Source organism: Pandoraea cepalis, from assembly GCF_902459625.1.
In the GTDB taxonomy this organism is placed as follows: Bacteria; Pseudomonadota; Gammaproteobacteria; order Burkholderiales; family Burkholderiaceae; genus Pandoraea; species Pandoraea cepalis.
This window is the reverse complement of record NZ_CABPRY010000007.1, coordinates 186,576-210,143: the sequence shown is the minus strand read 5'-3', so window position 1 is coordinate 210,143 and position 23,568 is coordinate 186,576. Positions and strand designations below refer to the sequence as shown.

Genomic DNA, 23,568 nt, shown 5'->3' with positions numbered 1-23,568 from the left:
ATTACAAATGAACGCCACGAATGTGGAAGATGTCCGCAAAGGTGCTCAACTCGTTGCGGTGCTGGGCGGCGAGATTCATGAGGCATGCGTCGCCTGCCGCTGAGAGGTGCACTTCCACCACTCGCCGGTCGCTTTCGTTTTGGCGGCGCGTGACGAGCCCGGCTTTCTCGCAGCGGGCGACAAGCGCCACCACGCTGTGATGCACCGCTTGCAGGCGCTCGGCCAATTCACTGATGGACGCCCAGTCGCGCCCCGGTATACCTTTGACGTGCAGCAGCAACAGGTATTGCTGCGGCGTGATGCCTTCGTCGCGTGCGGCGGACTCGCTGAAATTGAGAAAGCGGCGCAGCCGATAGCGGAATTCCGATAGGGCTTCGAAATCGCTCTTGGTCAGCGCATCGGTGGTGACCGTTGGATTGGGCGAGGGAGGCGCAGGCATGAGTCGAGCGGGCGAGAGGCGCCGCATAGTCCAAAAACGAAAAAATATATCATATCGCGATACATTCGGTGGGCTTAGGGATAGCCGGGATGACAAACCGGGCCCAGTGCGTGCAGAATCGCGAAAAAACGAGACTCAGTAGTGACGGGAACTCGATCCCCGCCGAGATGACGGAAGGCTGGTTGCCGATAGTCGGTGACAAGCGCCGTTCGAGCGGGCCGACCTCTGACAGGGAGGAGACATGGCTTCCACGGTCCGACGCCGCTGGCGTACGGGAACGTTGTTGTTGCTATCGGTGGCGCTGGGCTCCACAGTGGCCGCCTATCACTACGCCTCCGGTTTTGAACTGGGTGGCGGCGTTTTTCAGCAGATCGGATTCGGACGTCAGGGCACGTCGTCCGGGCCGGGAGCGCACGTGCGCAAAGCGGCATCGTCCTGTTCCGGGAGCGATTGTCGCGGCGACCCGGCGACTCAGTCCCATTGACTCGTCTGCACGGCATGGCTGCCGCGCCCTATGGCAGGGCGCGGTGTTCCCCTTTAGAAGACGTGACGCAGGCCGAGGGTCACGGCGCTCTGGGTCGCGTCGCGTCCCGGTGCGCCACCCGTGATGCCCGGGTTGTACATATGCGACGCGCGCAGGTTCGCGAAGTTTGAATAGAGGTCGGTGCGCTTGGACAGGAAGTAGTCCAGGCCGACATTGAATTGGAGCAGACGACCCGTGGCCGAGGCGCCGACGAAGGAATACCGCGAGTGCAGGACTGCCGCGGCAAGCTTCAAATTCGGTAGCACCCAGTAGTTCACACCGACGTCGAACACGTTGGTCGCGTCGTTGTTCGAACCTGCGGCCGCGAAGGCGCCGCTGCCGGCGGCACTAGTGAAGGCCGTTGCCAGCGGGGCCGTCGTGCCTCCGAAGCGTGCTAGCGGTTGCAGCGTGCGCGACCAAGACGCGTAGACGCGTGCCTTGTCCCACCGGTAGCTCGTGCCGACCATCCACGTGCGAATGCAGACATCGCTTGCATGTCCGTAGGCCGGATCGCAACCTCCACCAGGGGTCGCGCCGGCATCGCTCGATGCGTTCGTCGTCCCGGTTCCGGTGCCCAGTCGTGATTGCCAATACCCGAAGCCGACGCCGAAGCCGCCGTACCTGTAGTTCGCACCGAAGCCCAGCGATTGCCCCGTGGCCATCGATCCGGGGGTGCCGCCGAAGCCATAAGTAACATTGGCGCTCAGACCACGAAAGTCCGGCGAATCGTAGCGGATCGAGTTGTTGGCGCGATTGCCACCGACGCGGTCGAGATTGTTGTCGTGAACGCCGTTGATGAAGACGCCGAAGTCGTGGACGCTCGAATACCAGGTGGCGATTTCGTCGATGTAGTCCTTGCGACGGCCAATCTGCACAGTGCCGTAAGGACTCGACAGGCCGACGACGGTCGTGCGTCCTAGCGCCAGGCCACCTTGCCCAGCGGTGCCGTTGGCGACTGAGAACCCGCCTTCGAGGATGAACAGCGCCTTCATGCCGCCGCCCAGATCCTCTGTCCCCTTCATGCCCCAACGCGATTGTTGAAGATCACCGCTATCGATGCTCAACCGGTTGCCGGTCGTCGTGCCGCTCGGCCCTGCAACTTTGCTCACGTACGTGAGGCCGCTGTCGAGAAGGCCGTAGAGCCTGACGTTCGATTGTGCGTCGGCCGACGGGCTGACGGCCGCAAATCCTGCGACCCCGGTGGCCATGATGGCGACGCGTGCGATTAACCCTGCCTTCTGCTTCATATCTCCCCCCTCTGGGTGTGTGGAATGACGTCGTGTTTCAATGTTTTAATAATTAAAACAATGTTTTGAAAATTATTGAATTGAGGGGATGGCAACGTCAATCGGTGGAAAAATTTTCCGAACCCGCGCAATCAAGATACTGACAAATTTGATATTTCATTCATTGAAACGCGGAAAAAATAGTGAATTTTGGCAAATTATGCGGGTAGCTACCAAAATAGGCGCGTGCCGCTGACAGATTCCTCACTTGACCGCCTAAATTTTTTCAGGCTTAATTTTTAATACGTTGTTTTAACAAACAAAACAACGATGATTTGACGATGAAAGATTTCGCTATTCCGGCCCGTCAGGCGGTCGCAAGCATGTGGGAAAAATTTTGATGGTGACGCAAGAAAACAACACGACTGCCTTGGACGCCGATGTATCCGCCGACGTGCGCGTGTCGCGCAATGACGCATGTGTCGTCGTGCGTCCGGTCGAGTCGTCACTGCCGATCGTGTTCGACTCACCGCACAGCGGCGCCACATTGCCGGCCGACTTCGACACGGTGGTGCCGCGCGAGGCGCTGCTCTCGGGATGGGACGCATTCGTCGACGAACTCTGGGCCTGCGTGCCGCGTCATGGCGGCACGCTGATCGCCGCGAATTTCCCCCGCATGTACATCGACGCGAATCGCGCCGTGACGGATATCGACACGGACATGCTCGATGGGCCCTGGCCCGACCCCATCGCGCCGGAAAAATATTCGGCACGCGGCATGGGGCTGCTGCGCCGCTACGCGTTGCCGGGCATGCCGATGTATGACCGCAAGTTATCGGTGGCCGAAGTCCGCCGTCGCATCGACGGCTACTACCTGCCGTATCGCCACGCGCTGACGGAAGTGGCCGATGCAGCCTACGCGATGCATGGCGCGTTGTGGCACGTCGATTGCCATTCGATGAAGTCGCGCGGCAACGCCATGAATGTGGACGACGGGGTCGCGCGCCCGGACATGGTGGTGAGCGACCGCCTCGGTACCACGGCCGATCCGGCGTTTACCGAGTGGGTGGCGGGCACGCTGCGCGAGCTGGGATATCGCGTTCAGGTCAATACGCCGTACCAGGGCGGCGACCTGCTCACCGCCGTGAGCGATCCCGCGCGCCGGCGTTCGAGTCTGCAGATCGAGATCAATCGCGCGTTGTACATGGATGAGGCGCGCTTTGTGAAGCACACCGGATTTGATACGCTCGGGCGCAATCTGGAAACGTTCACGGCCACGCTCGCCCGTTGGGTGCGGGCGCAGGCAAGCTCTAAGGAAATCCCATGAACTACATCGTCGATTCGGTCGACAGCGCCCTGAAACTGCTCTCGCTGGTCGCAGAGCATCCCGGACTCGGCGTGACGGAGCTGTCCAATCGTCTGGGCATCAACAAGTCGCGCACGTATCGCATGCTGTGCACGCTGGAACACAACCGGTTCGTATTGCAGGACGAGCGCACCACAACCTATTCGCTGGGGCCGCAGGCGTTTGTGATCGGCGTGGCCGCCTCGCAGCAGAACATTCTCGTGCGCGCGGCGCAAAAGTCGATGCTCGTGCTCAATCAGGCGATCAACGAGACCATCGTGCTGCGTGTGCGCGAAGGGCTGGAGACGGTGTGCGTGGCGCGCAGCGAATCCACGCATCAGGTGCGCTCGGTGGGATCTGTCGGCAATCGTCGGCCGATCAGTTCGGGAGCGTCGGGCAAGGTGTTGCTCGCGTTTTCCCCGGACGCCATTCGCAACGAATTTTTTACGCGCATGAAGCACCTGCCGGGCGCAGCCGAGACGATGGCGTTGGCCGAAGAACTGGCCGCCGTGACGCGCAAGGGTTATGCGATCAGTGCGGGAGAAGTCACGAGCGGGGCCATCGCCATTGCGGTGCCGGTGCGCGACGTGTCCGGCGAAGTCGTGGCGGCGCTCTCGATTTCGGGACCGGAGGCGCGTATCAGCCGCATCGAAATTCCCGACTATCTGGAGCGTCTGCAGGCGTGCAGCCGCCAGATTTCGGCGGAACTGGGGTATGCGGGCGCTGCGCTCGCGCAGACCCCGAACGAGGCGCAAGCCGACAACGTGGCGTAGCGCGGCGCCAGACCCGCACCGGTTCGCCAGGGATTGGCGGCCGGTGGCGGCAAGGCGCCAGGCGACGTCATATCAACAACACGAAAGAGACAACAGGCAGGATTGACATGACAGCGCTAGCGCCGACGCCCGTCGACGGGCATTCCCATTCCGATCTCGCGAGCGCGCCAGCCGGGCATGCGCACGGCGAGCCCGACAAGGTCGAAAAACCGCACGGCAAAATGCTGCACCCCGTTGTCATGATGCTTTGGGTGCTGATCGCGGCCGTGGCGATCACGTGGTGGGTCGACGCCGGGCGCTTCTCGCGCGAGGGCAAGCTCGTGGTGCCGGGCACCTATCAAGTCGTGCCGAAGACGCACGACATTGCGACGCTCGTGGCGCCCAAGGCCGCGCACAGCACACCGGCGCAGGCGCAGCCCGCCAACGTGGTGTCGGCATTTCTCGCGGTGCCGCAGGGGCTCGTCAAGAATGCGCCGCTCATCTTCATGGTGATGTTCGTGGGCGGCATGTTCGGCGTGATGCGCAAGACGGGGGCCATCGACGCGGGCATCGACCGGTTGCTGCAACTCACTGCGGGCAACATGTACGTCCTCGCGCCGTTGCTGATGGTGCTGATCGCGCTGGGCAGCACGCTGCTCGGCTTCATTTCCGAATACCTGGTCGTGATTCCGATGGTGATGGTGCTCACGCGCCGTCTGGGCCTGTCGAACCTGTTCGCGGTGGCGTTGGTGGCGATTGCGGCGAAGATCGGGTACATCGCGTCCGTCACGAATCCGCTGGCGCTCGCCGTCGCCCAACCCCTCGTCGGCTTGCCGCTGTTCTCCGGCGTCGGGCTTCGCGTGGCGGTGTTCGTGGGGTTCCTGGCGCTGGGCATCGCCTACTTTCTCTGGCATGTGCACCGCAGCGAGTACCGCCTGGCCGAGGCGCGGGCGCAAATGGCGTCGGTGGCGCATCTACATGCGCGGCTCTCGCGACGGCACAAGGCCACGCTGCTCGTGCTGGCGCTTGCCGCGGCCATGCTGGTCTACGGCACGCGCGAACTGAAGTGGGGCAACCTCGAGCTGTCGGCGTTCTATGTGCTGACAAGCCTGGTGACGGCCGTCGTCGGGCGCCTTGATTCCCGCACAGCCGCCGACGCGTTCGTCGAAGGCCTCAAGGGCATGATGCTTGCGGGCCTTCTGATCGGACTGGCAGCATCGGTCGAGATCATCCTGCATGGGAGCTATGTGCTCGATACGCTCATCAACGACTTCACGCGTGCGGTGCGCGGTCAATCGGCGGTGGCGGTCGCCAATGGTCTGATGGGCGTGCAGATGGCACTGGATGTCTTCATTCCGTCAATCTCCGGCAAGGCCGCAGTGAGCATGCCGATCATCGGGCCGATTGCGCAGCTCTCGGGCGTGAGTCCTCAGACGTCCGTGCTGGCGTTTTTGCTGGGCGGCGGGCTGACGAACATGATTACGCCGACGTCCGGCATGTTGCTCGCCTATCTCGCGACCGCGCGGGTCGGCTTCGGACAGTGGCTGAAGTTCATCCTGCCGCTGTTCTTCGTGTTGCTGGTGCTCTCGGGAGGTGTGCTCGCGTTCGCGGTGTTGAGCGGGTATTGAGTCTCACGAGCGCGCCTCGTCTGTAACGCTTCTGCGATGCCGACATCGCGCCGTCGGCATCGCCTTGTGCGCGAGGTAATATCGCGCGATGGACTCCCTCATTGCTGCTTCCGCCCGAGCGCTCGCTGCCGGCGATTCGCTGGGTGCCTTGCGCCGGATCGCGTTGCGCGACGACGCGCCCGCGCTCGCGCTGCGCGGCATCGCGATGGCACAGCTGGGCGAGTTCGCCCGCGCGCGAGAGCTGTTCAAGCGGGCGGCGCGAAGCTTCGGCCCGCATGAGGCTCTGGCACGCGCTCGATGTGTTGTCGCCGACGCCGAAGTCGCGCTCGCCATGCGCGACCTTGGCGGGTCGACGCGATCGCTCCACGCCGCCGCCGCCGTGTTGCTTGCGCATGCGGACATCCCCAATGCCATGCTCGCGCATCTGGTCCTTGCCCGCCGCCTCGTGCTGCTCGGCAAGCTCGACGCCGCTGCGCAAGCCCTGCAGGACACCCCGTCAGATGCCGTCCCGGCGCGCCTCGTCGCCGGGCATGCGCTGATCTGCGCCGAGCTGGCGCTGCGCACACTGCGCATTCCGCAAGCGCATGCCATGCTCGCGCATGCGCAAACGGCCGCGTCGGCGGCCAACATTCCCGCGCTGATCGCCGAAGTCGAGAGCGTGCATGCAGCCTTGGCGCGACCGGCGGCTCGCCTCGCGCAGTCCGACGGCGAGCGCGCATTGAACCTCGACGAAGTGGCACGACTGCTGCATTCGGATGTGCTCGTTGTCGATGCCTGTCGGCGCGGCATCAGCACCGGCAGCAACTGGCGACCGCTGGCGCGGCGTCCGGCGCTCTTCACCCTGGCGCTGCAACTCGCGCGCGCCTGGCCCGGCGACGTCGACCGCGATACGCTCATCGCGGAAGTGTTTCGACTGCGGCGCCCCGACGACACCCACCGCGCTCGCCTGCGTGTGGAGATCGGCCGTCTGCGCGCGTTGCTCAAGGGACTCGCCGACATCGACGCGACGCCGCGCGGGTTCGTGCTGCGCACGCAAGGTGAGCGCGCAGTGTCGGTGCTGCTGCCGCCCATCGACGGCAATCGCGCGTCGCTTGTCGCTCTGCTGTCGGACGGTGCGGCGTGGTCGACTTCCGCCCTGGCCCTTGCACTCGGTGCGAGTCAACGCACCGTGCAGCGCGCCTTGTCCGCGCTGGAGCACGAGGGGCGCGTGTGCGCGTTCGGCCGCGCAAGAGCACGTCGATGGACATCGCCGCCCCTCACCGAATTCACGACGACATTGTTACTCCCTGTTGGATGGTCGTTTGGCTAGAGTGGACTTGCACGCCGACGACGGCGTCACAACCGGAGCCTGACATGACAAGCAAACTGCAACGAGTGGAACGTCCGCTTCCCCAAGCCGCCGTGATGGCGGCCGATATCGCCTGTGAGTACGGTCCGTTCGCGGGCAACGAGCGAATCCATGGCGTCACGTTCGACGGCCGACAGGTATGGGCCGCAACGGGCGATACCCTGATCGCCTTCGATCCCGCCACGGGCGAAGTTCGTCGCACGATCGCCGCCCCGAGCGACGCCGGCACGGCCTTCGACGGCACGCACCTCTATCAGATCGCCGAATCGCGTATCGACAAGATCGATCCGTCGACCGGCAAGGTCATCTCATCGATTCCCGCGCCCGACAGCGGCAGCAACTCGGGACTGACGTGGGCGGAGGGCAGCCTGTGGGTCGGGCAATATCGCGATCGCCGCATTCTCCAGATCGATCCTGCCACCGGGCAGGTGTTGCGCAGCATCGCGTCCGATCGGTTCGTGACCGGCGTGACCTGGGTGAACGATGAACTCTGGCACGGCACGTGGGAGAACGACGAGAGCGAGCTGCGTCAGGTGGACCCCGCCAGCGGTGAAGTGCTCATGCGCGTGGAGATGCCGCAGGGCATTGGCGTGAGCGGCCTGGAGCATAACGGTGCCGATCTGTTCTTCTGCGGCGGCGGTGGAAGCGGCAAGGTTCGCGCGGTGCGTTATCCGCAGCGCTGAGCCACCGCGCGTCGGACAATGGCCGGTCTGACGCGGCAAAGCCGGCATGGTGGGCCATGTCGGAAGCACTCGGGAAGGCTATCGGCGCCGATAGCCTGAACCAATGACATAGATTTTAATAATCAATTTAAGTAAATTGATAGCATTCGGCATACTGTCAACACTTTCCACCCCGTCAGAGAGACAACGACATGCCGATCATCAACAGCCAGATCAAGCCGTTCAAAGCCAACGCCTACCAAAATGGCGATTTCATCACCGTGACCGACGAGACCCTGAAGGGCAAGTGGTCGGTGGTCGTGTTCTACCCGGCCGACTTCACCTTCGTATGCCCGACCGAGCTCGGCGATCTGGCCGATCACTACGACGAGTTCAAGAAGTTGGGCGTCGAGATCTATAGCGTATCGACGGATACCCACTTCACCCACAAGGCCTGGCACGACACGTCGGACACGATCCAGAAAATCCAGTACCCGATGCTTGCCGACCCGACGTTGGCGATCTCGCGCAACTTCGACGTGCTGATCGAAGAAGAAGGCTTGGCACTGCGCGGCACATTCGTGATCAACCCGGAAGGCGAGATCAAGCTGTGTGAAATCCACGACAACGGCATTGGCCGCGACGCCAAGGAACTGCTGCGCAAGGTGCAGGCGGCGCAGTACATCGCCGCACACCCGGGCGAGGTCTGCCCCGCCAAGTGGACGCCGGGCGCGCAAACGCTGAGCCCGTCGCTCGACCTGATCGGCAAGATCTAAGCGAGATCCAGGCGAGATCCAGGCGAGATCCAGGCGAGATCCAGGCGTTACGGGGCGCTACCGGGCCCACCCCTGCGCTACGCACGATCGCCGCCGCACGCGCCTCGCCGGCGCGCCAGCCTCCTGAGTCTGGCGCGCCGGCCCCCGACCCCGAACCCCGACCCCGAACCCCGATGCCGACCTGCGCCCGCCTGCGGCCCGCGCGGTGGGCCTTGCTGACCCCATCACGCTCTATCGAGACGGAGAAACACCATGTTGGACGCGAACCTCAAAGCCCAGTTGCAAACGTACCTTCAGAAAGTCACGCGCCCGATCGAGATCGCCGTGTGGCTCGACGACAGCCCGAAGTCAGCCGAGATGAAGGCGCTGGTCGACGAGATCGCCCCGCTCTCGCCGCAGATCGCCGTCGTGGTGCACGCCGACGGCGGCGACAGCGCGGGCGAGCGTCGTCCGTCCTTCGCCATCGGCACGCCGGGGGAAGCACCGCGCATCCGCTTCGCCGGGCTGCCCATGGGGCACGAGTTCACGTCGCTGGTGCTCGCCTTGCTGCAAGTGGGCGGTCACCCGGTCAAGCTCGACGACGACACCGTCGCGCAGATTCGTGCGCTCGACGGCGATTTCCGCTTCGAGACCTACATCTCGCTGTCGTGCCAGAACTGTCCGGAAGTCGTGCAGGCGTTGAACGTCATGGCGCTGATCAATCCGCGCATCCAGCAAGTCACCATCGACGGCGCGTTGTTCCAGGGCGAAGTCGAGGCGCGTCGGGTGATGGCGGTCCCCACCGTGTTCCTCAACGGCGAATCGTTCACGCAGGGCCGCACCAGTGTGAAGGAATTGCTCGCGAAACTCGACACCGGTGCAAGCGTGCGCGCCGCGAAGGCGCTCGAGAACAAGCCGGTCTACGACATGCTGATCGTGGGCGGCGGCCCCGCAGGCGCTGCCGCCGCGATCTACGCCGCCCGCAAGGGAATTGTGACGGGCGTGGTCGCCGAGCGCTTCGGCGGCCAGGTGCTCGACACGATGGCCATCGAGAATTTCGTCTCGGTGACGCACACCGAAGGACCGAAGTTCGCCACAGCACTCGAACAGCACGTGAAGACGCATGACGTCGACGTGATCGACACGCAGCGCGCGCAAGCCTTGATTCCCGGCAAGATTCACGAAGTGCATCTGGCCAGCGGCGCGGTGCTCAAGGCGCGGTCAGTGGTGCTGGCCACCGGTGCGCGCTGGCGTGAAATTGGCGTTCCGGGCGAACGTGAGTACCGTAACCGGGGCGTAGCCTATTGCCCACACTGCGACGGCCCACTCTTCAAGGGCAAGCGTGTGGCGGTCGTCGGGGGTGGCAACTCGGGCGTGGAAGCCGCCATCGATCTGGCCGGCATCGTCAAGGAAGTCACGCTGATCGAATACGGCACGCAACTGCGCGCGGACGACGTCCTTCAGCGCAAGCTGCGCAGCCTGCCGAATGTGCGTGTGCTGATGAACGCACAGACGACCGAGATCCGTGGCGACGCGCAGAAGGTGGACGGTCTTGTGTATCGCGACCGTGCCTCGGGAGAGGTTTCCACGATCGCGCTCGAAGGCGTGTTCGTGCAGATCGGTCTCGTGCCGAACACCGAATGGCTCAAGGGGAGCGTGTCGCTCACGCGTCACGGCGAAATCGAAGTCGATGCCAAGGGCGCGACGTCGGTGCCCGGCGTGTTCGCCGCGGGCGACGTCACGACCGTGCCGTTCAAGCAGATCGTGATCGCCGTCGGGGAAGGCGCGAAGGCCTCGCTGGGCGCCTTCGAGCATCTGATGCTCAGCTCGGTGGAGTACGAGGCGGTAACGCCCGAGAAAATCGCCGCCTGACGCGAACCGACGCGGCCCCGCGCCGCCGCCGAAAGATAGCAAAGCCCTCACGAGTGACGCGCGTGAGGGCTTTGCTACGTATGGGCCGCGCATAGGGCTGATCGCCGATGCGCGCTTGTACATGATGCGGTGGTGCGCCCCTCATCGATCCCCGTGTTAATGGGAAAACGCACCAAAAATTAGCTTTGAATGCGGCCGATGCCCAAAGGCTACGCAGATTTTCGATAGTTGACGGAATCGTTGTCACCATGTGCTCCTTCAATTTGGCACACGACGCAGGCGGTCTTTGCGTCACCCCTTAGCCGAGTGACGGTGGTGGGATTGCGATCCGGCTACCCGTGATTCGGTCAAGTGAATCGACATATGGGAATCGACAACATTTTTCGTGCGCTGGGCAGCGCTGGCACGCAATCGCGAGCGCGATGGCTGAAGTGGCGCGCGCAGCCATCGGGCTTTGCCGGACACCTGCGCGGTGCGTTACCGATCGTGGTCGCCGCCGGTGCCATTACTGCGGCCACACTCGCCTGGTATTCGCGCGACACCGGTTACGCGCCGCTCTTCGGGCAGCATCAGCGCATTCCGATCGCGCAGGCCACCGGCGTGCTCGAAGCGGAGCAGATCCCGTTCCGCATGCATCCGGATACCGGCGCGATTCTCGTGCCGCATGACCGGGTCGGACGCGCGCGTCTTGCGTTGGCCGCCAAAGGCGTCACGCCGGAGCTGCCGCCAGGGCTCGAACTGGTCGACCGCGACGAACGCCTGGGGGTGCGCCAGTTCGTGCAGGACGTGCGTTTTCGTCGGGGGCTGGAGGGCGAGCTTGCGCGCACCATCATGTCGATCGACGCGGTGGATGTCGCTCGCGTACACATTGCGCTGGCACCGAAAACGTCGTTCGTCACCCATACCAAGGCGTCGGCCAGCGCATCGGTGCTGATTTCCGTACGCGCCGGACAGACGCTTGCGCCGCAGCAGGTCAGTGCCATCGTCAAGCTCGTCTCGGGCAGTGTGAACGGTCTGGCGGCGGAGCATGTTGCGGTTGTCGATCAGCACGGCACCCCGCTCACGGCGAATCTCGATCTGGACGATGCAACGCACGGTAACGCCGAAGTCCGCACCCGCTCTCGCGACGATGCACTTCGCAATGTGCGCGGCCTGCTCGACGGCATCCTCGGCCCCGCTCGCTATCGCGCAAGCGTGAGCGTCGATCTGGACGAGGACCTGGTGTCCAACACCACCGAGGCGCTCGGTGCCGATCCGCGCGTGATGCAGGAAGCCGTGCGCGAAGCGCGCGACGACGACGCCGTTGTCGGCGGCGTGCCCGGGGCGATGACCAACCGCCCGGTGGACGCCGCCCCGTTGCTCGCAGGCGATGCGGGGGCAATGCGCACCACCTCGGCCACACGTCAGTTCGCTTACGACCGCTCGATCACGCAGACGAAGCGTCACCGTCCACGCGTGCGTCAAATGCACGTGGCCGTGATGGTCGACTCGCAGGCAGCACCGGGCGGCAACGGGTGGACCGCCGAGTCCCTCGCCGAGCTCGAGCGTGCCTTGCGCGCCGGCACGGGCATTCAGACCGCGCGTGGCGACACGCTGGTGGTGAGCGCCATGCCGTTCGCGGCGTCCGATCGCGCAGCGCTCGTCGACACGGCTGAGCCGACCGCCCAGCCCCCGTTGCTGAGCGACGCACAAATGAAATATGCCGCCATCGCGGCCGCCGCGACGCTCGTTCTGGCGTTGGGCCTGTGGGCCGCACTGGCCCGGCGTGCGCGCCGCCGCAAGGCGGCCGCACTTGCCGCCGACGAGCAGGCTCGCGAGCGTCGTCGGCAGGAAGCCGAGAGCGACGCGCAGCAAGCCGCGTTGCCGGCCTTCGCCTCGGACCTGCCGCCGGCCTCGGAGGCGTCGTTCGATACGAAGCTGGCGCGCCTGACAACCCTGGCCGACGGCGAACCCGAGCGGGTCGCCCAGATCATCAAACAATGGATGGGTACGAATGCCGCTTCCCGCTGACACTTCCGCGCTGAGTGAGATCAATGGCGTCGACCGCGCCGCCGTGCTGCTGCTTTGCATGGGCGAGCGGGCTGCCGCCGCCGTGATGGCGCAACTCGCGCCCGCCGAGCTATTGCGCGTGGCACACGCCATGTCGCGTGCCGGTAGCGTGAAGAAGCACGACGTGCACGCCATCGTCGACCAATTCCTCGACGCCTGTACACAGCATGGCGGTGCGAACGCCGCACCGCGTGCGTACCTGGAACGCTCGCTCGCCGCAGCGCTTGGCGAGGGGATCGCCAGCAACGTGCTCGACGGCATTTATGGCGATCGGGTTCGACCCAAGCTGGCGCGCCTGCAATGGGTGAGCGTGACAAGGCTCGCCGACGTGCTCTCGCGCGAGCATCACCGCATGCAGGCGTTGCTGCTCGCCTATCTGCCCGCCGACCTCGCGGGACAACTGCTTCGTGCGCTGCCCGAGTCGCAGCAGGAAGCGCTGTTGCTGGCGACGGCACAGCTCACGCGCGTCGATCGCGAACTGCTGGCGGATCTGGAACTGATCGCGGACCGTTGTCTCGCCGGACTGTCGGCCGACAATGCCGATGTCCCGGGCACACGACTCGCGGCGCAAATCATCGGCCATGTGCCCGACGATCAAAAGCGGCTCATGGAAGCCCTGCGCGCGCATGACGCCACGCTGGCGGAGTCCGTGGAAGCGAACCTGTATAGCTTTGACATCCTGGCCTACCAAGCCCCGGAAGTGATCGATCTGGCCGTGGGCGAGGTGTCGACCGAAACGTGGGCGACAGCACTCAAGGGGACGGACGCCCGCATGCGGCAAGTCGTGCGCGAGCGCATGTCCCGCCTTCAGGAAGACGCGCTCGCACAGGCCATGCAGCGTCTCGGGGCGGTGTCGGCGGCGCGCGTGGACGCCGCGCGCAGCGAGATCATGGCGGCACTGCGCACGCGAGCGCGCGATGCGAATCTCTTCCTGCGTCTGGCAGACGGCGAGGTGCTCGAATGAAGCCGCACCGGTTTGGCACGAAGTCGGATGCCGCCGCGCAGCGGGGGTGGGTGCCCGTACAGCCGGATCTGGAGACTCTGCGTGCGCAGGCGTACTCGCTAGGCGTGGCGCATGGCGCTGCGCAGTCGCGTCGTGCCGTGTGGCAGGAAGCGTTCGACGCCGGACGCGCCGATGGCGAGCAAGCTGCCGAGGCGCGCTTGCAGGCGTTTTACGCCGCGCGGCTGCGCGACGAACTCGAGGTCATCGCACTGCCGCTCGCGGCGCTGCAGGCGGCGCGCGAGCAAGTCCACGCGCGACTTGCGGCGGGGGCGCTCGACGTAGTGAGCGAGGTGGCGACACGCGCGGTGCAAGCGATCGTGCAGCGTGAGTTGGACACGGCACCGGCCGACATCGCCGGCATCGTGCAGCGACTGCTCGCACAGTTGGGCGCGAGCGACCACCGGGTCACCGTCTACGTCAGCCCCGACGACGCCAATGTACTCGCGACGCGTATCGGGGGCGACATCGCTGACGCACCCTCGCATACGGATGGCGACCGTCCGGGTTGGCGTATCGTCGCCGATCCTTCACTCGGTCGCGGTGCTTGCCGAGTCGACGCCGACGGCCTTTGGTACGACGCCGGATGCGACGGTCGCCAGGCCGCGACGCATGACGTCGTGCGGCGTCGATTGGCTGACTGGGTCGACGCGTGCATGCCGGCCCCGATGCTGGACGAGACGCCAGAGGCTCAACGATGAACGACGCGATCGCACTCGCCACACCGATGGCGTTCGTCACGCGGGCCAATGGCGCGGTGCTCGACGCGCGCGGCCAACGGTTTCCGCTTGGACAGCCGTGTCGTGTTGAAACGTCCGCCGGCCGATGGACCGACGCCGAGGTCGTCGGGTTTGCCGATGGCACGCTGCAACTCGTGACGTTGGCGTGTGTGGCCGACGTCGTGCCCGGTGCACGTGTGCTGCCCGGCCACTCGACGCCGGCGCTGCGCATCGGGCCGGCGTGGCTCGGCCGCGTGGTCGACGCGCTCGGGCAGCCTCTGGACGGCAAGGGGCCGTTGCACGGCGATACCTGGCTCGATACGCGGAGTTCGCCGCCGGCGCCGCTGGATCGGCGCGCCATTGCCGAGCCGCTCGCCGTGGGCGTGCGTGCGATCGATGGGCTGCTGAGTCTTGGCAAGGGGCAGCGTGTGGGGCTGTTCGCGGGTAGCGGGGTGGGCAAGAGCGTGTTGCTCGGCATGATGACGCGGCATACCGAAGCCCAGATCGTCGTGGTCGGGCTGATCGGCGAGCGAGGGCGCGAAGTCGGCGAGTTCGTCACGGAGACGCTCGGGCGCGCCGGGCTGGCCAAGGCTATCGTCGTTGCTGCGCCGGCCGACGCACCGCCCGCGCAGCGCATGAAAGCCACCGAGTTGTGCCATGCCATCGCGACACATTTTCGCGACGCGGGCTGCGACGTGCTCCTGCTCGTCGATTCGCTCACGCGTTACGCCATGGCGTGCCGCGAGGTCGCGCTCTCGCTTGGCGAGGCGCCCGCGGCGCGCGGCTATCCGGTATCGGTGTTCGCCCGCTTGCCGCGTCTGGTCGAATGCGCGGGCAATGGCGCGGGCTCGGGCAGTCTGAGCGCGATCTACACGGTGCTGGCCGAGGGCGACGATATGCAGGACCCCGTGGTCGACACCGCCCGAGCGGTGCTCGATGGTCACATCGTGCTTTCGCGGGAACTGGCGGACGCGGGGCACTACCCGGCAATCGATATCGGGGCATCGGTGAGCCGGTGCATGTCGCAGGCGGTGGGCGCGCGCCAGGCGAGCGCGGCGCGCGCGTTCAAGGCGCAGTGGCACGCGTATCGACAAATTCGCGAGTTGATTCCGCTCGGCGCCTATGTGCCCGGCGCGCACGCCGAGACCGACCGTGCCGTGGCGCGACATCCCGCCATGCTCGACTTTCTGTGCCAGCACGAGGGGGAACACCGGGCGCCGCACGATCTGTGCGAGCGACTGGAGGCGTTATGTCGATGACCGGGAACACGCCGCGTGCCCTGCGCGCGTTGCTGTCGATGCGCGAGCGCGAACTCGATGCGGCACAGCGTGATGGCCGTCAGCTCGCGCAACGTCAACAACGGCTGGCGCGCAACGTTGCCCAGCTCACGCAGCTCTATCGCGCCGTGGCGATCAACGGCACGCGCGCGAGTGCGCACAGCTTTCAGAATCGCGCCGATTACAAGCGCACGCTCGTGGAGATGATCGAGACGCAGCAGGTGCCGATGGCGCAGTTGGCGCGCTGGCAGTCGGTGGCGGCGCAGGCTGTGCGTGACGCTCAGCGTCGGCGTGAAGGCGTGGCAACGCTCGTCGCGCGCCATGAGATGAGCGCGAGACAGGCGGCGTGGCAGCGCGAGGCGCGCGAGCAGGCCGCCCAGGCGCTGGCGATTTGGCAGCGAAGGGCGAGCGCGCGGACGCGAAATGAGGAAATCCCCTCGAACCCTGGCGTTGACAAAGTGCGCACGGAGGTCGCTTTGGTGGGGAAAACCACGCGTTTCGCGTCTCGTGCCCACCCTGAAACAGGAGTTCCGCCATGCTGCAAGTGAAAGACCGTATCGAGAAGCTGGCCCAAGATGTCGCTTCCAACCGCATGCGAGCGGAGTTCGGCCGTCTTGGGAAAGACAAGGCCAGCACCGAATCCCGCCAAAGCGGTGTCGCAACGCTCAAAGAGGTGCTGGGCACCTTCGAGAAACAATTGCGACGCCTTGGCGACAGTGCGGACTTGCGCCAGCACAAGGCCACGCAATCGAACGACCAGGCGTTCTCCGTCAAGTTGGAGAAGGGCGTGCAGCAGCTCGATTTCGACGTGCACGTCAAACAGCTCGCCACCGTGCATCAGGTGCAAATCCAGAACGTCGAGGCGCTCGTCGACGGCAAGGTGGCCGTGGCGGGACGCGATGAGGCGGTCGCGCTGGATACGTCTGGACTGGACCTGACGACGCCCGAGGGTGTCCGGGCGCTTGCCCGACGCATCAACGCCGACCCCGACTTGAGCGGCCACGTCCGCGCCGATCTTCGGTACGTCGCGAGCGACGGCGTGCCACGGCTTCTGTTGACGGCCAAGACCTCTGGATTGGACGCGCGCTTCAGCGTCAAGGATGGCGCCGACGTCGATGCCGGAACGGTGCTTGCGAAAGGCGATAACGCGATTGTGCGCCTCGGCGATCAAGCGGGGCAGGACGAAGCGTATCCGACCAACGAGATCGCTCTGTTTGCAGGGATCACGCTGTCGTTGAAAAAAGCGGATACCGGGACCGAGACGACGCGTGTTTCGGTCGTGCCGGACCGAGAGGGGACGGCGGCGAACATGCGTGCCCTCGTTCAAGCCTACGACGCGCTACGCAAGCAGGTGCGCGAACTGATGGACCCCGGCACCCCGGGCGCGACGGTCTCGCTCGATGGCGACGAGAAGCGCGAAGACATCAAGGCGGCGGGCCCGTTCTACGCCGATGCCGGTGTGCGGGCATTGCTGCGCGACCTGGAGCGCAATTTCGAACGGCCCGTGACGATCGACGGCAAGACATTCGATCCTGCCCAGTTCGGCGTGAAGCGCAATGCCGACGGGTCGGTCACCTTCGACGCGGCGCGCTTCGAAGCCGCCTACGCCGAGGACAAGGAACGACTGGCCAAGTGGTTCGGCGAGAGCGCCGACGTCATGAAGCGCGACGCCAACGCCGACCTGGACAAGCAGCCGGCGGGCATGCGGCTCGCGGTGCGCATCCGTGAGTGGACCGACGAGATTGCCGGCGTGCTCAAGCACCGCAGCGACAACGACGAAATCGCATCGCGCCGGCTATCCGAGCAACAGGACCGGCTGGAGACGCGCTTTCGCGCGCTCGTCGCCCGTTACACCGGTGAATTCGCGCGCGCGGAGCAGGTTCGCCAGCAAATGAACGAGACACGCAGCTTTGTCGATGCGCTCTTCCGCGGATCGCGCAAATCCGACGAATGATGCGCGTCGTTATCCTCTAGGGAGTCAAACCGAACATGGCTTATCAGGAATACCACGTCTCAGACCTCGACGCCCGCATCGCGGGCGCCACCCCGTTGCAGCTCATGCTGATCCTGCTCGACGGGCTGCTCGACGAACTGGCGCGCGTGCGCGCGCACATCGAGCATTCGCGCAACGACGCGCGTCTGCGCAGCGTGACCAAATGCCTGAATCTGCTCAATGGGCTGGCGTCGCACATCGATGCGGCCGACGGCCCCGGCGTCACGCAACCGTTGGCGACCGTGTACGACTTCTGCATGCGCGGAGTCGCGCAGGCAAGCGTGGAGGGCGATGTCGCCAAGCTCGACGAGGTCACGGCCGTGGTCACCCAGCTCGCGCAGGGCTGGCGTTCCCTGGAGACGCGGTGTGGTTGATGCGGCGACCTTTCAGACGCTGGCGCGAGATCTGCGAGGGCATTCCGCGGCGCGCGAGTGGGGCTTGCTGCAGGCGACCGACGCGCTGTTCCGTCGGGCTTGGCGGCACGCCCCCGCGCCCGACGCGCGGGATGCGCGGCTCGCGCAGGCCATGGCCGATGCGCGCGTCGCTCACGACCAGGCTTACCTGCTGTCCCAGCGCGCCGCATCGGAAGCCCGCAGACAATTGGCCGGACTCGGCCATTGGCGCGACGGTGCGCTTGGCTACCTGAGGATGCACGATGATCGTTGAACCCGTGCGTCTCACGACCTTCACCCATGCGGACCCACTGAGCAAGGTGGCGCACGGCGTGCCGTCCGCCGACTCGGCGCAAGCGGTGTCGGCTCCCCAGGACGCGATGGCGTCGCACGACTTTGCCGCGTCGCTGGTTCGCTTGTCGACGCAGGGCCTTGACCTGGACGCCGCGGCCGGTGAGTCCGAGACAGGGTGGGCTGTGTCGGTCGACGCGCCGGACACCGCTTTGCGCCAGGGTATGGAGGTGCGCGTCGGCGCTGCGGCCGCATCCGCGATGCCCCTGGCGGGGCCTGACCCGCAGAACGCCGTCGACACGAATGGCAAGCCCGACCCGGAACCGGACGAGGCAGGCATGGTTCGCGAGGTCGCCGTCCTCGCGCCAACCATGCCTGTCAACCCGGTGATGCCTGTCGTGTCGGTCACGACAGCGGCCGTCACGCTCGATGCTGGTGAGCCCGCGTTGATGCCGCTCGACACGCATTCGAGTCACGGCGAATCGCCGGACGACGCGGCAGCGTCTCACCTCGCAACGATGCTCGCGGCGCGTGAGCATCGGATGCAGGGGGCCGTGGGCAGTGCGCAACCGACCGAGCGCGGCAACGGCGCTGTCGACACATCGACCTCCAGGTCTGCGACGGCATCTGCTGTACGCGTCGTGGCGCCAATGTCGCCGCCGCCCGTGGGGTCGCTGCCCGCGACCATGACGAACGATGACGGAGTGGCGCATGCGCCTCGCGTTGCGTTCTCCCCGACGCTGTCCGGGAGCGCAGTGGCGACGGAATTGACCGCCGCAACGGGATTGTCTGGACTGACGAGTCTCGCGACCGTGTCGGGCGGAACGCTGGGGGGCGCCCTGGCGGCGAGCAATGGCGCGGCTGTTTCCCGAACGCTGTCCGAACGCGTGCAGTCGATGATGGAGAACGGTGCTCAGGAAGCACGCATGCGGTTGATGCCGGCAGAACTCGGCGAGATCGGCATTGTCGTGCGCAAGTCGCCCATGCAACTTAGTGTGAGCTTGCACGTGGCGCGCCCCGAGGTGATGAGCCTCGTTCAGGGCACGGTCGGGTTGCTGCGGGACATGCTCTCGCAACGGCACGCCGGGGATGTCCATGTGAGCATCGCAAGCCTGCCGCAACACGGCGGCGACGGCGCGTCGGGCAATGCGCGAGATCGGCATGCGCGCGACCACCGGGCCGGCGACGCGAGCCCGGGCATCGCATTGGGGGCAGCGGGTCGAAATGACGAGGCATTCCGGCTATGAACACACTGATGTATGGCCCCGTCACGCGTTCATGTGACGACAGGTGCGACGACAGACGCCGCGACGCCCACACGGCGAGCGCAGCCAACGGCGTGGGCGCGCCGCCGTCGTTGCGTGTCGAGCGGGTGCAGGCTGCGCCGCCGGAACCGTCGCCGTTGGCATGGCAGGCGGTCCCGGCCGCCGATGAGCAAACGCAAGTCTTGCGCCTGATGCCATTGATCGCGCGCATCGTGCGCTCGCTGGCGCCCCAGACCAGTGTCGCGATGGCGCAGGAAGACATGACGCAGATCGCCCTGATCGCCGCACTCGATGCCATACGACGGTACGGTCCCCCGGACGAACGTTTTACCGCTTACGCCGCGACCCGTATTCGCGGTGCGGTGCTCGACGAACTCCGTCGGCTCGATTGGCGCCCGCGCACGTTGCGGCAGGCGTCGCATCGGCGGCGCGATGCCGAACGCGAATTGACACGCACGCTCGGGCGCGCGCCAACCCGTGAAGAACTGCGTGTCCATGTGGGGATGGACGCCGCGGCGCTGGAAGAAGCCGAGATGGCGGGCTATGCGGAGAGCATCGCGAGCTTTGACGAACTGCTCGCCGAGGGTGGCATGGCGGCCAACGAAGTGCTCGTCGAACGGCGCAGTCCGGAAGATCTGGTCGCCATGCGCCAGAGTCTGACGCGCTCGCTCGACGCGCTGGACCCGCGTGAGCAGCGCGTCGTGCAGCTGTACTACGAGTTCGATATGAATCTCGAGGAGATCGGCGAGGTGCTGGGGTTGACCCGGGCGCGGATCTGCCAGATTCATCAGGTGGCGCTTGGAAAAATGAAGATCGCTTTGCACGACGCAGGGCGAAGTGGCGCGCGAAACGCGCGCGTCCCACAACGCAATGATCAGACGAGTTTGACGAGATAGACGAGGCAAAGACAATGAAACTACTGCTGCTTGGGGCTGCCGTGATCGCGGGTAGCGTGTTCGGCATGTTCTGGCTCAACGGCGGCCAGTTCGAAACCGTATTCCATCTGAATGAGTTGGTGCTGGTCGTCGGCACGGCGCTGGGCGCGTTTCTCGTGGGCAACACATCGCGCGTGCTGGGCGATCTGCGCGCGGTCGTCGCGGCCGCCATGCGGCGGCGACGTCATGGCGAGGCGTTCGAGCGGGAACTGCTCACGCTCACCTACACGCTACTGCAAACTTCGTCGCGCGACGGCGATCGTGCGCTCGACGCCCACCTCGACGACCCGGCGCGCAGCGCCATCTTCCAGCGCAGTGTTCACGTGCTCGCCAATAAGAAGCTGATCGACTTTACGGTCGATGCCTTGCGCGTCGCGGCACTGAGCAAAGGCTCGCGGGGCGAGTTGGATAGCCTGCTCGCGATGGAAATCGAGAGTCGGGAGCGTCGCATGATGCATCCCGTGCAGGCGCTGCACAAGCTTGCCGAGTCGATGCCGGGCTTCGGCATCATCGCCGCCGTGCTCGGCCTGGTGCTCGCCATGTACGACATCGGGGCCGGTGCGGCAACGGCCATGATCACCCGTCAGGTCGCGGTGGCGATGGTCGGCACGTTCTTCGGCGTGTTCGCCTGCTACGCCGTGTTGAGCCCGATTGCGAACCGGCTGTCGCAATCTGTCGCCGTGGAGATGACCGGCTACGAATGCGTGCGCGCGGCGATCATCGCGTTCCTGAGCGGGAAAACGCCGCTGCTCTCGGCCGACGCCGGACGCCGCATGCTGCAATACGGCGCGTTGCCGAGCTTCAATGCGCTCGAAGGTTGGGTGCGTAGCGCCGAGGACGGACGATGAGTACGCGTCGAGCTCGCGCCACGGTTGAAGAGGGCAGTCATGCCTGGAAGGTGGCATTTGCCGATCTCTGCCTGGTGCTCATGTGTCTGTTCGTGGTGATGTGGGTGTTGGAGCGGCGCGTGTTCGAGTCGCAGCCGTCGTCCGAGGCGCCGGGCACCAGTACGCAGGCCTCAGCCGCGTTGCCGCCCGCGCTGCCAACGGATCCCAGCCGGATCGAGGCGACCCCCAAGGGGCAGTTCGAATCGCCCGCCGACATGGCGCGCCTGGCATCTGCCGTGCAACAGCTCAGCCAGATCGCGAATCTGTCGGATCATGTGAGCACGTCCATCACGCCGGACGGGCTACGGGTGCGGCTGGCCGATTCCGACGAGCAAGGCATGTTCGAGCGCGGCAGCGCCACACCGTCGCCCCGCGCCCGCGCACTGCTCTCGCGCATCGGCGGGCTGCTGGGCGGCGTCGATAACGCGTTGATGATCGTGGGCCACACCGATGCCGTGCGATACCGAACGTCCGCAGCCGACGGGTACACCAACTGGCACCTGTCGTCGGAACGCGCGCTGGCGGCACGCACCGCACTGGTCGCCGGCGGGCTGCCACTCGGTCGCGTGCTCATGGCCGTCGGGATGGCCGACCACGCGCCCTTGCTGACCGACCATCCCACGGCAGCGGCCAATCGGCGCATCGAATTCGTCGTCCTCACCAAAGCCCGGGCGACGCAACTGGCGCAGATGTTTGGCGCCTCGCACGATGCGGCGCTGGTGCTCTCCGGAAGCGACGCGCAGGCCGACGCGGCCGAGATCGCCAAACTGCCTGCACGCTTAACAAACGACGGCGATCGGTCGCCTGATGTGAGTGAACCGTAATTTCCCAGGACTCTTCTCATGCCCAAGATCGACTCGATGGTCAATGTCATGCCTATCGACCCTGCACGTCGGCGCCTGACGTCGGCTGCAGCCAAGGCGCCTGTGGCGCACGCCGCTCCCGCGGGCGCGCCTCGCGCCGTGCGGGCCGATGCGAGCGATTGGCTCGCCAGCGCGCAAGCGGCCGTCGAGTCCGTTGCGCGTATCGACGCCGACAAGGTCGCGCGGATCAAGGCGCAACTCGCGCGCGGCGAGCTGACGTTCGACAGCGAGCGAGTCGCGAGCCGGATGCTCAGTCATCACGGGATGCTGCGGTGAACACCGCCGCGCAGCGCTTGCGCCGCGAATGCGTGGGGCGCATCGTGGCCGATGTCGACGCCGATCTGGTCGACTACCACCGGCTGATCGAGACGCTCGACGCGCTGCATCGCGCGCTCGTCGCGGACAAGCTCGACACACTCACGCGCGCTCACGATCGCGCGGCGCAATTGGTCAGCCGTTTGCGCGTTCGGGCACGCCGTCGCGTGCAATGTCTCGAACAGGCGTTCGGCGAAGCCGCCGCCGACACCCTGGCGCCCGTTTTCCAATGGCTGGATACCCCCGCGCGCGACGCCCTGTCCGCCCGCTGGCAGGCGCTGCAAGCGAGCGCGGCCCGCTGCAAGGCGATCAACACGCGCAACCTGCGCGAGATCGGCACGCGCCTCCATGCCCTCGACGTTGTGTTATCCCCCGCCTCACAGTCCGCGACCTACACGCCACCGCGATAAGCCCCTGGCGTCGGCTCGCCGCGTCGTAGCCTTGTCGCCTTGTAGCGCAAGCGTCGCAGCGTCGCAGGTTACGGGGAAATCAATCGACAAACCACCACGCAAATAGCGTCTTTGTCCCAAAGCCGATCCATGGGTTTGGGAAACGCGTCAATTTCACGGCCGTTTGGGCCGCTTTTCGATAGTTTTGTCGACAATGGGCGACGTCGTTATCGGTCAACCACGGAGGCGAAGTTTTGCAGACATTTTTTTCGCAGGCGCTAGGTGTTCACGCTGCGGCATTGCGCGCGCGAGAGGATCGCACGCGTGTGCTTGCGGCCAACCTCGCGAACGAAGCCACGCCGGGTTATCAGGCGCGTGACCTCGATTTCGGTGAGCGCGTGCAGCAGCATCTGGATGCGGCAACGGCGGCGGTGCACGACGCTGGTTCGCCCATGGCGAGCGTGGCGTCCGATGCCTTGCGCTACCGCGTGCCAATGCAACCGCGCGCCGATGGCAACACCGTGGAACTGGGTATCGAGCAGGCCCTCTTCGCACAGAACCTGTCCGACTGGCAGGCCAGCCTTTCCTTTCTGAATCGGCGACTCGCCGGACTGCAGAAAGTCATCGACGGAGGCCGTTGACG

Annotated in this window: 24 protein-coding genes; 22 read left to right on the top strand and 2 right to left on the bottom strand. The window is 65.6% G+C overall.

Going from position 1 to position 23,568, the window contains the following annotated elements:
* Nucleotide 1: 1 nt before the first annotated feature.
* Nucleotides 2-439, bottom strand: a complete 438-nt coding sequence (locus PCE31107_RS16110) for a MarR family winged helix-turn-helix transcriptional regulator (RefSeq protein WP_130025064.1) — start codon at nt 437-439, stop codon at nt 2-4.
* Nucleotides 440-976: 537 nt separating this feature from the next.
* On the bottom strand, nt 977-2,209 hold the full coding sequence (locus tag PCE31107_RS16105; RefSeq protein ID WP_246181854.1) for a porin: 1,233 nt from the start codon (nt 2,207-2,209) through the stop codon (nt 977-979).
* 379 nt (nt 2,210-2,588) lie between these two features.
* On the opposite strand from PCE31107_RS16105, the gene PCE31107_RS16100 reads away from it, so the two are divergent.
* The 22 genes from PCE31107_RS16100 to flgB all read left to right on the top strand — a co-directional run bounded on the left by PCE31107_RS16100 (nt 2,589) and on the right by flgB (nt 23,566).
* The gene (locus PCE31107_RS16100; RefSeq protein WP_150609774.1) at nt 2,589-3,515 is read left to right on the top strand and encodes an N-formylglutamate amidohydrolase; all 927 of its coding nucleotides are present in this window, start codon (nt 2,589-2,591) and stop codon (nt 3,513-3,515) included.
* Nucleotides 3,512-4,306, top strand: a complete 795-nt coding sequence (locus PCE31107_RS16095; RefSeq protein ID WP_130025067.1) for an IclR family transcriptional regulator — start codon at nt 3,512-3,514, stop codon at nt 4,304-4,306. The genes PCE31107_RS16100 and PCE31107_RS16095 overlap by 4 nt, the downstream gene beginning before the upstream one ends.
* Nucleotides 4,307-4,413: 107 nt before the next feature.
* Nucleotides 4,414-5,913 carry a YfcC family protein gene (locus PCE31107_RS16090; protein ID WP_150609772.1) on the top strand — a complete coding sequence of 500 codons (1,500 nt, stop codon included), beginning with the start codon at nt 4,414-4,416 and terminating at the stop codon, nt 5,911-5,913.
* 88 nt (nt 5,914-6,001) lie between these two features.
* The gene (locus tag PCE31107_RS16085; RefSeq protein WP_150609770.1) at nt 6,002-7,222 is read left to right on the top strand and encodes a helix-turn-helix domain-containing protein; all 1,221 of its coding nucleotides are present in this window, start codon (nt 6,002-6,004) and stop codon (nt 7,220-7,222) included.
* 44 nt (nt 7,223-7,266) lie between these two features.
* Entirely contained in the window at nt 7,267-7,944 is a 678-nt protein-coding gene (locus PCE31107_RS16080; protein ID WP_130025070.1) for a Vgb family protein, read from the top strand.
* Between the two features lie 191 nt (nt 7,945-8,135).
* Complete coding sequence (ahpC, locus tag PCE31107_RS16075; protein ID WP_017235263.1) at nt 8,136-8,699, top strand: alkyl hydroperoxide reductase subunit C; 564 nt, start codon at nt 8,136-8,138, stop codon at nt 8,697-8,699.
* A 252-nt stretch (nt 8,700-8,951) separates the two neighbouring features.
* Nucleotides 8,952-10,550, top strand: coding sequence for an alkyl hydroperoxide reductase subunit F (gene ahpF, locus PCE31107_RS16070; protein WP_150609768.1), 1,599 nt, complete (start codon nt 8,952-8,954; stop codon nt 10,548-10,550).
* Nucleotides 10,551-10,913: 363 nt separating this feature from the next.
* Nucleotides 10,914-12,560 (top strand): flagellar basal-body MS-ring/collar protein FliF, encoded by a 1,647-nt coding sequence (gene fliF / locus PCE31107_RS16065; protein ID WP_130025072.1) that lies wholly within the window; start codon nt 10,914-10,916, stop codon nt 12,558-12,560.
* On the top strand, nt 12,544-13,563 hold the full coding sequence (locus tag PCE31107_RS16060; protein WP_150563230.1) for a FliG C-terminal domain-containing protein: 1,020 nt from the start codon (nt 12,544-12,546) through the stop codon (nt 13,561-13,563). Before fliF ends, PCE31107_RS16060 begins: the two co-directional genes overlap by 17 nt.
* A complete protein-coding gene (locus tag PCE31107_RS16055; protein WP_150609766.1) occupies nt 13,560-14,300 on the top strand; it encodes a FliH/SctL family protein in 741 nt (246 codons plus the stop codon). The genes PCE31107_RS16060 and PCE31107_RS16055 overlap by 4 nt, the downstream gene beginning before the upstream one ends.
* On the top strand, nt 14,297-15,577 hold the full coding sequence (locus PCE31107_RS16050; protein ID WP_150609764.1) for a FliI/YscN family ATPase: 1,281 nt from the start codon (nt 14,297-14,299) through the stop codon (nt 15,575-15,577). Before PCE31107_RS16055 ends, PCE31107_RS16050 begins: the two co-directional genes overlap by 4 nt.
* Nucleotides 15,568-16,143 (top strand): hypothetical protein, encoded by a 576-nt coding sequence (locus tag PCE31107_RS16045; protein WP_150609762.1) that lies wholly within the window; start codon nt 15,568-15,570, stop codon nt 16,141-16,143. The genes PCE31107_RS16050 and PCE31107_RS16045 overlap by 10 nt, the downstream gene beginning before the upstream one ends.
* Nucleotides 16,131-17,549 carry a flagellar filament capping protein FliD gene (gene fliD / locus PCE31107_RS16040; protein ID WP_150609760.1) on the top strand — a complete coding sequence of 473 codons (1,419 nt, stop codon included), beginning with the start codon at nt 16,131-16,133 and terminating at the stop codon, nt 17,547-17,549. The genes PCE31107_RS16045 and fliD overlap by 13 nt, the downstream gene beginning before the upstream one ends.
* A gap of 35 nt (nt 17,550-17,584) precedes the next feature.
* The gene (fliS, locus tag PCE31107_RS16035; RefSeq protein WP_150552441.1) at nt 17,585-17,962 is read left to right on the top strand and encodes a flagellar export chaperone FliS; all 378 of its coding nucleotides are present in this window, start codon (nt 17,585-17,587) and stop codon (nt 17,960-17,962) included.
* A complete protein-coding gene (locus PCE31107_RS16030; protein ID WP_130025079.1) occupies nt 17,955-18,254 on the top strand; it encodes a hypothetical protein in 300 nt (99 codons plus the stop codon). The genes fliS and PCE31107_RS16030 overlap by 8 nt, the downstream gene beginning before the upstream one ends.
* Nucleotides 18,244-19,518, top strand: a complete 1,275-nt coding sequence (locus PCE31107_RS16025) for a flagellar hook-length control protein FliK (RefSeq protein ID WP_150609758.1) — start codon at nt 18,244-18,246, stop codon at nt 19,516-19,518. The genes PCE31107_RS16030 and PCE31107_RS16025 overlap by 11 nt, the downstream gene beginning before the upstream one ends.
* The gene (locus tag PCE31107_RS16020; protein WP_246181853.1) at nt 19,515-20,432 is read left to right on the top strand and encodes a FliA/WhiG family RNA polymerase sigma factor; all 918 of its coding nucleotides are present in this window, start codon (nt 19,515-19,517) and stop codon (nt 20,430-20,432) included. Before PCE31107_RS16025 ends, PCE31107_RS16020 begins: the two co-directional genes overlap by 4 nt.
* A gap of 14 nt (nt 20,433-20,446) precedes the next feature.
* The gene (locus tag PCE31107_RS16015; RefSeq protein ID WP_150609756.1) at nt 20,447-21,319 is read left to right on the top strand and encodes a motility-associated protein; all 873 of its coding nucleotides are present in this window, start codon (nt 20,447-20,449) and stop codon (nt 21,317-21,319) included.
* A complete protein-coding gene (locus PCE31107_RS16010) occupies nt 21,316-22,182 on the top strand; it encodes an OmpA family protein (protein ID WP_150609754.1) in 867 nt (288 codons plus the stop codon). The genes PCE31107_RS16015 and PCE31107_RS16010 overlap by 4 nt, the downstream gene beginning before the upstream one ends.
* Before the next feature lie 18 nt (nt 22,183-22,200).
* Nucleotides 22,201-22,497, top strand: coding sequence for a flagellar biosynthesis anti-sigma factor FlgM (gene flgM, locus PCE31107_RS16005; RefSeq protein ID WP_150609752.1), 297 nt, complete (start codon nt 22,201-22,203; stop codon nt 22,495-22,497).
* Nucleotides 22,494-22,946, top strand: coding sequence for a flagellar export chaperone FlgN (gene flgN, locus PCE31107_RS16000; protein ID WP_150609750.1), 453 nt, complete (start codon nt 22,494-22,496; stop codon nt 22,944-22,946). The genes flgM and flgN overlap by 4 nt, the downstream gene beginning before the upstream one ends.
* Nucleotides 22,947-23,179: 233 nt before the next feature.
* Nucleotides 23,180-23,566 (top strand): flagellar basal body rod protein FlgB, encoded by a 387-nt coding sequence (gene flgB, locus PCE31107_RS15995; protein ID WP_130025085.1) that lies wholly within the window; start codon nt 23,180-23,182, stop codon nt 23,564-23,566.
* Nucleotides 23,567-23,568 lie beyond the last annotated feature (2 nt).

What these genes read in the sequence shown, in the direction of transcription:
- PCE31107_RS16110 (WP_130025064.1), bottom strand. Translation starts at nt 439, where the DNA reads ATGCCTGCGCCTCCCTCGCCCAATCCAACGGTCACCACCGATGCGCTG.
- PCE31107_RS16105 (WP_246181854.1), bottom strand. Translation starts at nt 2,209, where the DNA reads ATGAAGCAGAAGGCAGGGTTAATCGCACGCGTCGCCATCATGGCCACC.
- PCE31107_RS16100 (WP_150609774.1), top strand. Translation starts at nt 2,589, where the DNA reads ATGGTGACGCAAGAAAACAACACGACTGCCTTGGACGCCGATGTATCC.
- PCE31107_RS16095 (WP_130025067.1), top strand. Translation starts at nt 3,512, where the DNA reads ATGAACTACATCGTCGATTCGGTCGACAGCGCCCTGAAACTGCTCTCG.
- PCE31107_RS16090 (WP_150609772.1), top strand. Translation starts at nt 4,414, where the DNA reads ATGACAGCGCTAGCGCCGACGCCCGTCGACGGGCATTCCCATTCCGAT.
- PCE31107_RS16085 (WP_150609770.1), top strand. Translation starts at nt 6,002, where the DNA reads ATGGACTCCCTCATTGCTGCTTCCGCCCGAGCGCTCGCTGCCGGCGAT.
- PCE31107_RS16080 (WP_130025070.1), top strand. Translation starts at nt 7,267, where the DNA reads ATGACAAGCAAACTGCAACGAGTGGAACGTCCGCTTCCCCAAGCCGCC.
- ahpC (WP_017235263.1), top strand. Translation starts at nt 8,136, where the DNA reads ATGCCGATCATCAACAGCCAGATCAAGCCGTTCAAAGCCAACGCCTAC.
- ahpF (WP_150609768.1), top strand. Translation starts at nt 8,952, where the DNA reads ATGTTGGACGCGAACCTCAAAGCCCAGTTGCAAACGTACCTTCAGAAA.
- fliF (WP_130025072.1), top strand. Translation starts at nt 10,914, where the DNA reads ATGGGAATCGACAACATTTTTCGTGCGCTGGGCAGCGCTGGCACGCAA.
- PCE31107_RS16060 (WP_150563230.1), top strand. Translation starts at nt 12,544, where the DNA reads ATGCCGCTTCCCGCTGACACTTCCGCGCTGAGTGAGATCAATGGCGTC.
- PCE31107_RS16055 (WP_150609766.1), top strand. Translation starts at nt 13,560, where the DNA reads ATGAAGCCGCACCGGTTTGGCACGAAGTCGGATGCCGCCGCGCAGCGG.
- PCE31107_RS16050 (WP_150609764.1), top strand. Translation starts at nt 14,297, where the DNA reads ATGAACGACGCGATCGCACTCGCCACACCGATGGCGTTCGTCACGCGG.
- PCE31107_RS16045 (WP_150609762.1), top strand. Translation starts at nt 15,568, where the DNA reads ATGTCGATGACCGGGAACACGCCGCGTGCCCTGCGCGCGTTGCTGTCG.
- fliD (WP_150609760.1), top strand. Translation starts at nt 16,131, where the DNA reads ATGCTGCAAGTGAAAGACCGTATCGAGAAGCTGGCCCAAGATGTCGCT.
- fliS (WP_150552441.1), top strand. Translation starts at nt 17,585, where the DNA reads ATGGCTTATCAGGAATACCACGTCTCAGACCTCGACGCCCGCATCGCG.
- PCE31107_RS16025 (WP_150609758.1), top strand. Translation starts at nt 18,244, where the DNA reads ATGATCGTTGAACCCGTGCGTCTCACGACCTTCACCCATGCGGACCCA.
- PCE31107_RS16020 (WP_246181853.1), top strand. Translation starts at nt 19,515, where the DNA reads ATGAACACACTGATGTATGGCCCCGTCACGCGTTCATGTGACGACAGG.
- PCE31107_RS16015 (WP_150609756.1), top strand. Translation starts at nt 20,447, where the DNA reads ATGAAACTACTGCTGCTTGGGGCTGCCGTGATCGCGGGTAGCGTGTTC.
- PCE31107_RS16010 (WP_150609754.1), top strand. Translation starts at nt 21,316, where the DNA reads ATGAGTACGCGTCGAGCTCGCGCCACGGTTGAAGAGGGCAGTCATGCC.
- flgM (WP_150609752.1), top strand. Translation starts at nt 22,201, where the DNA reads ATGCCCAAGATCGACTCGATGGTCAATGTCATGCCTATCGACCCTGCA.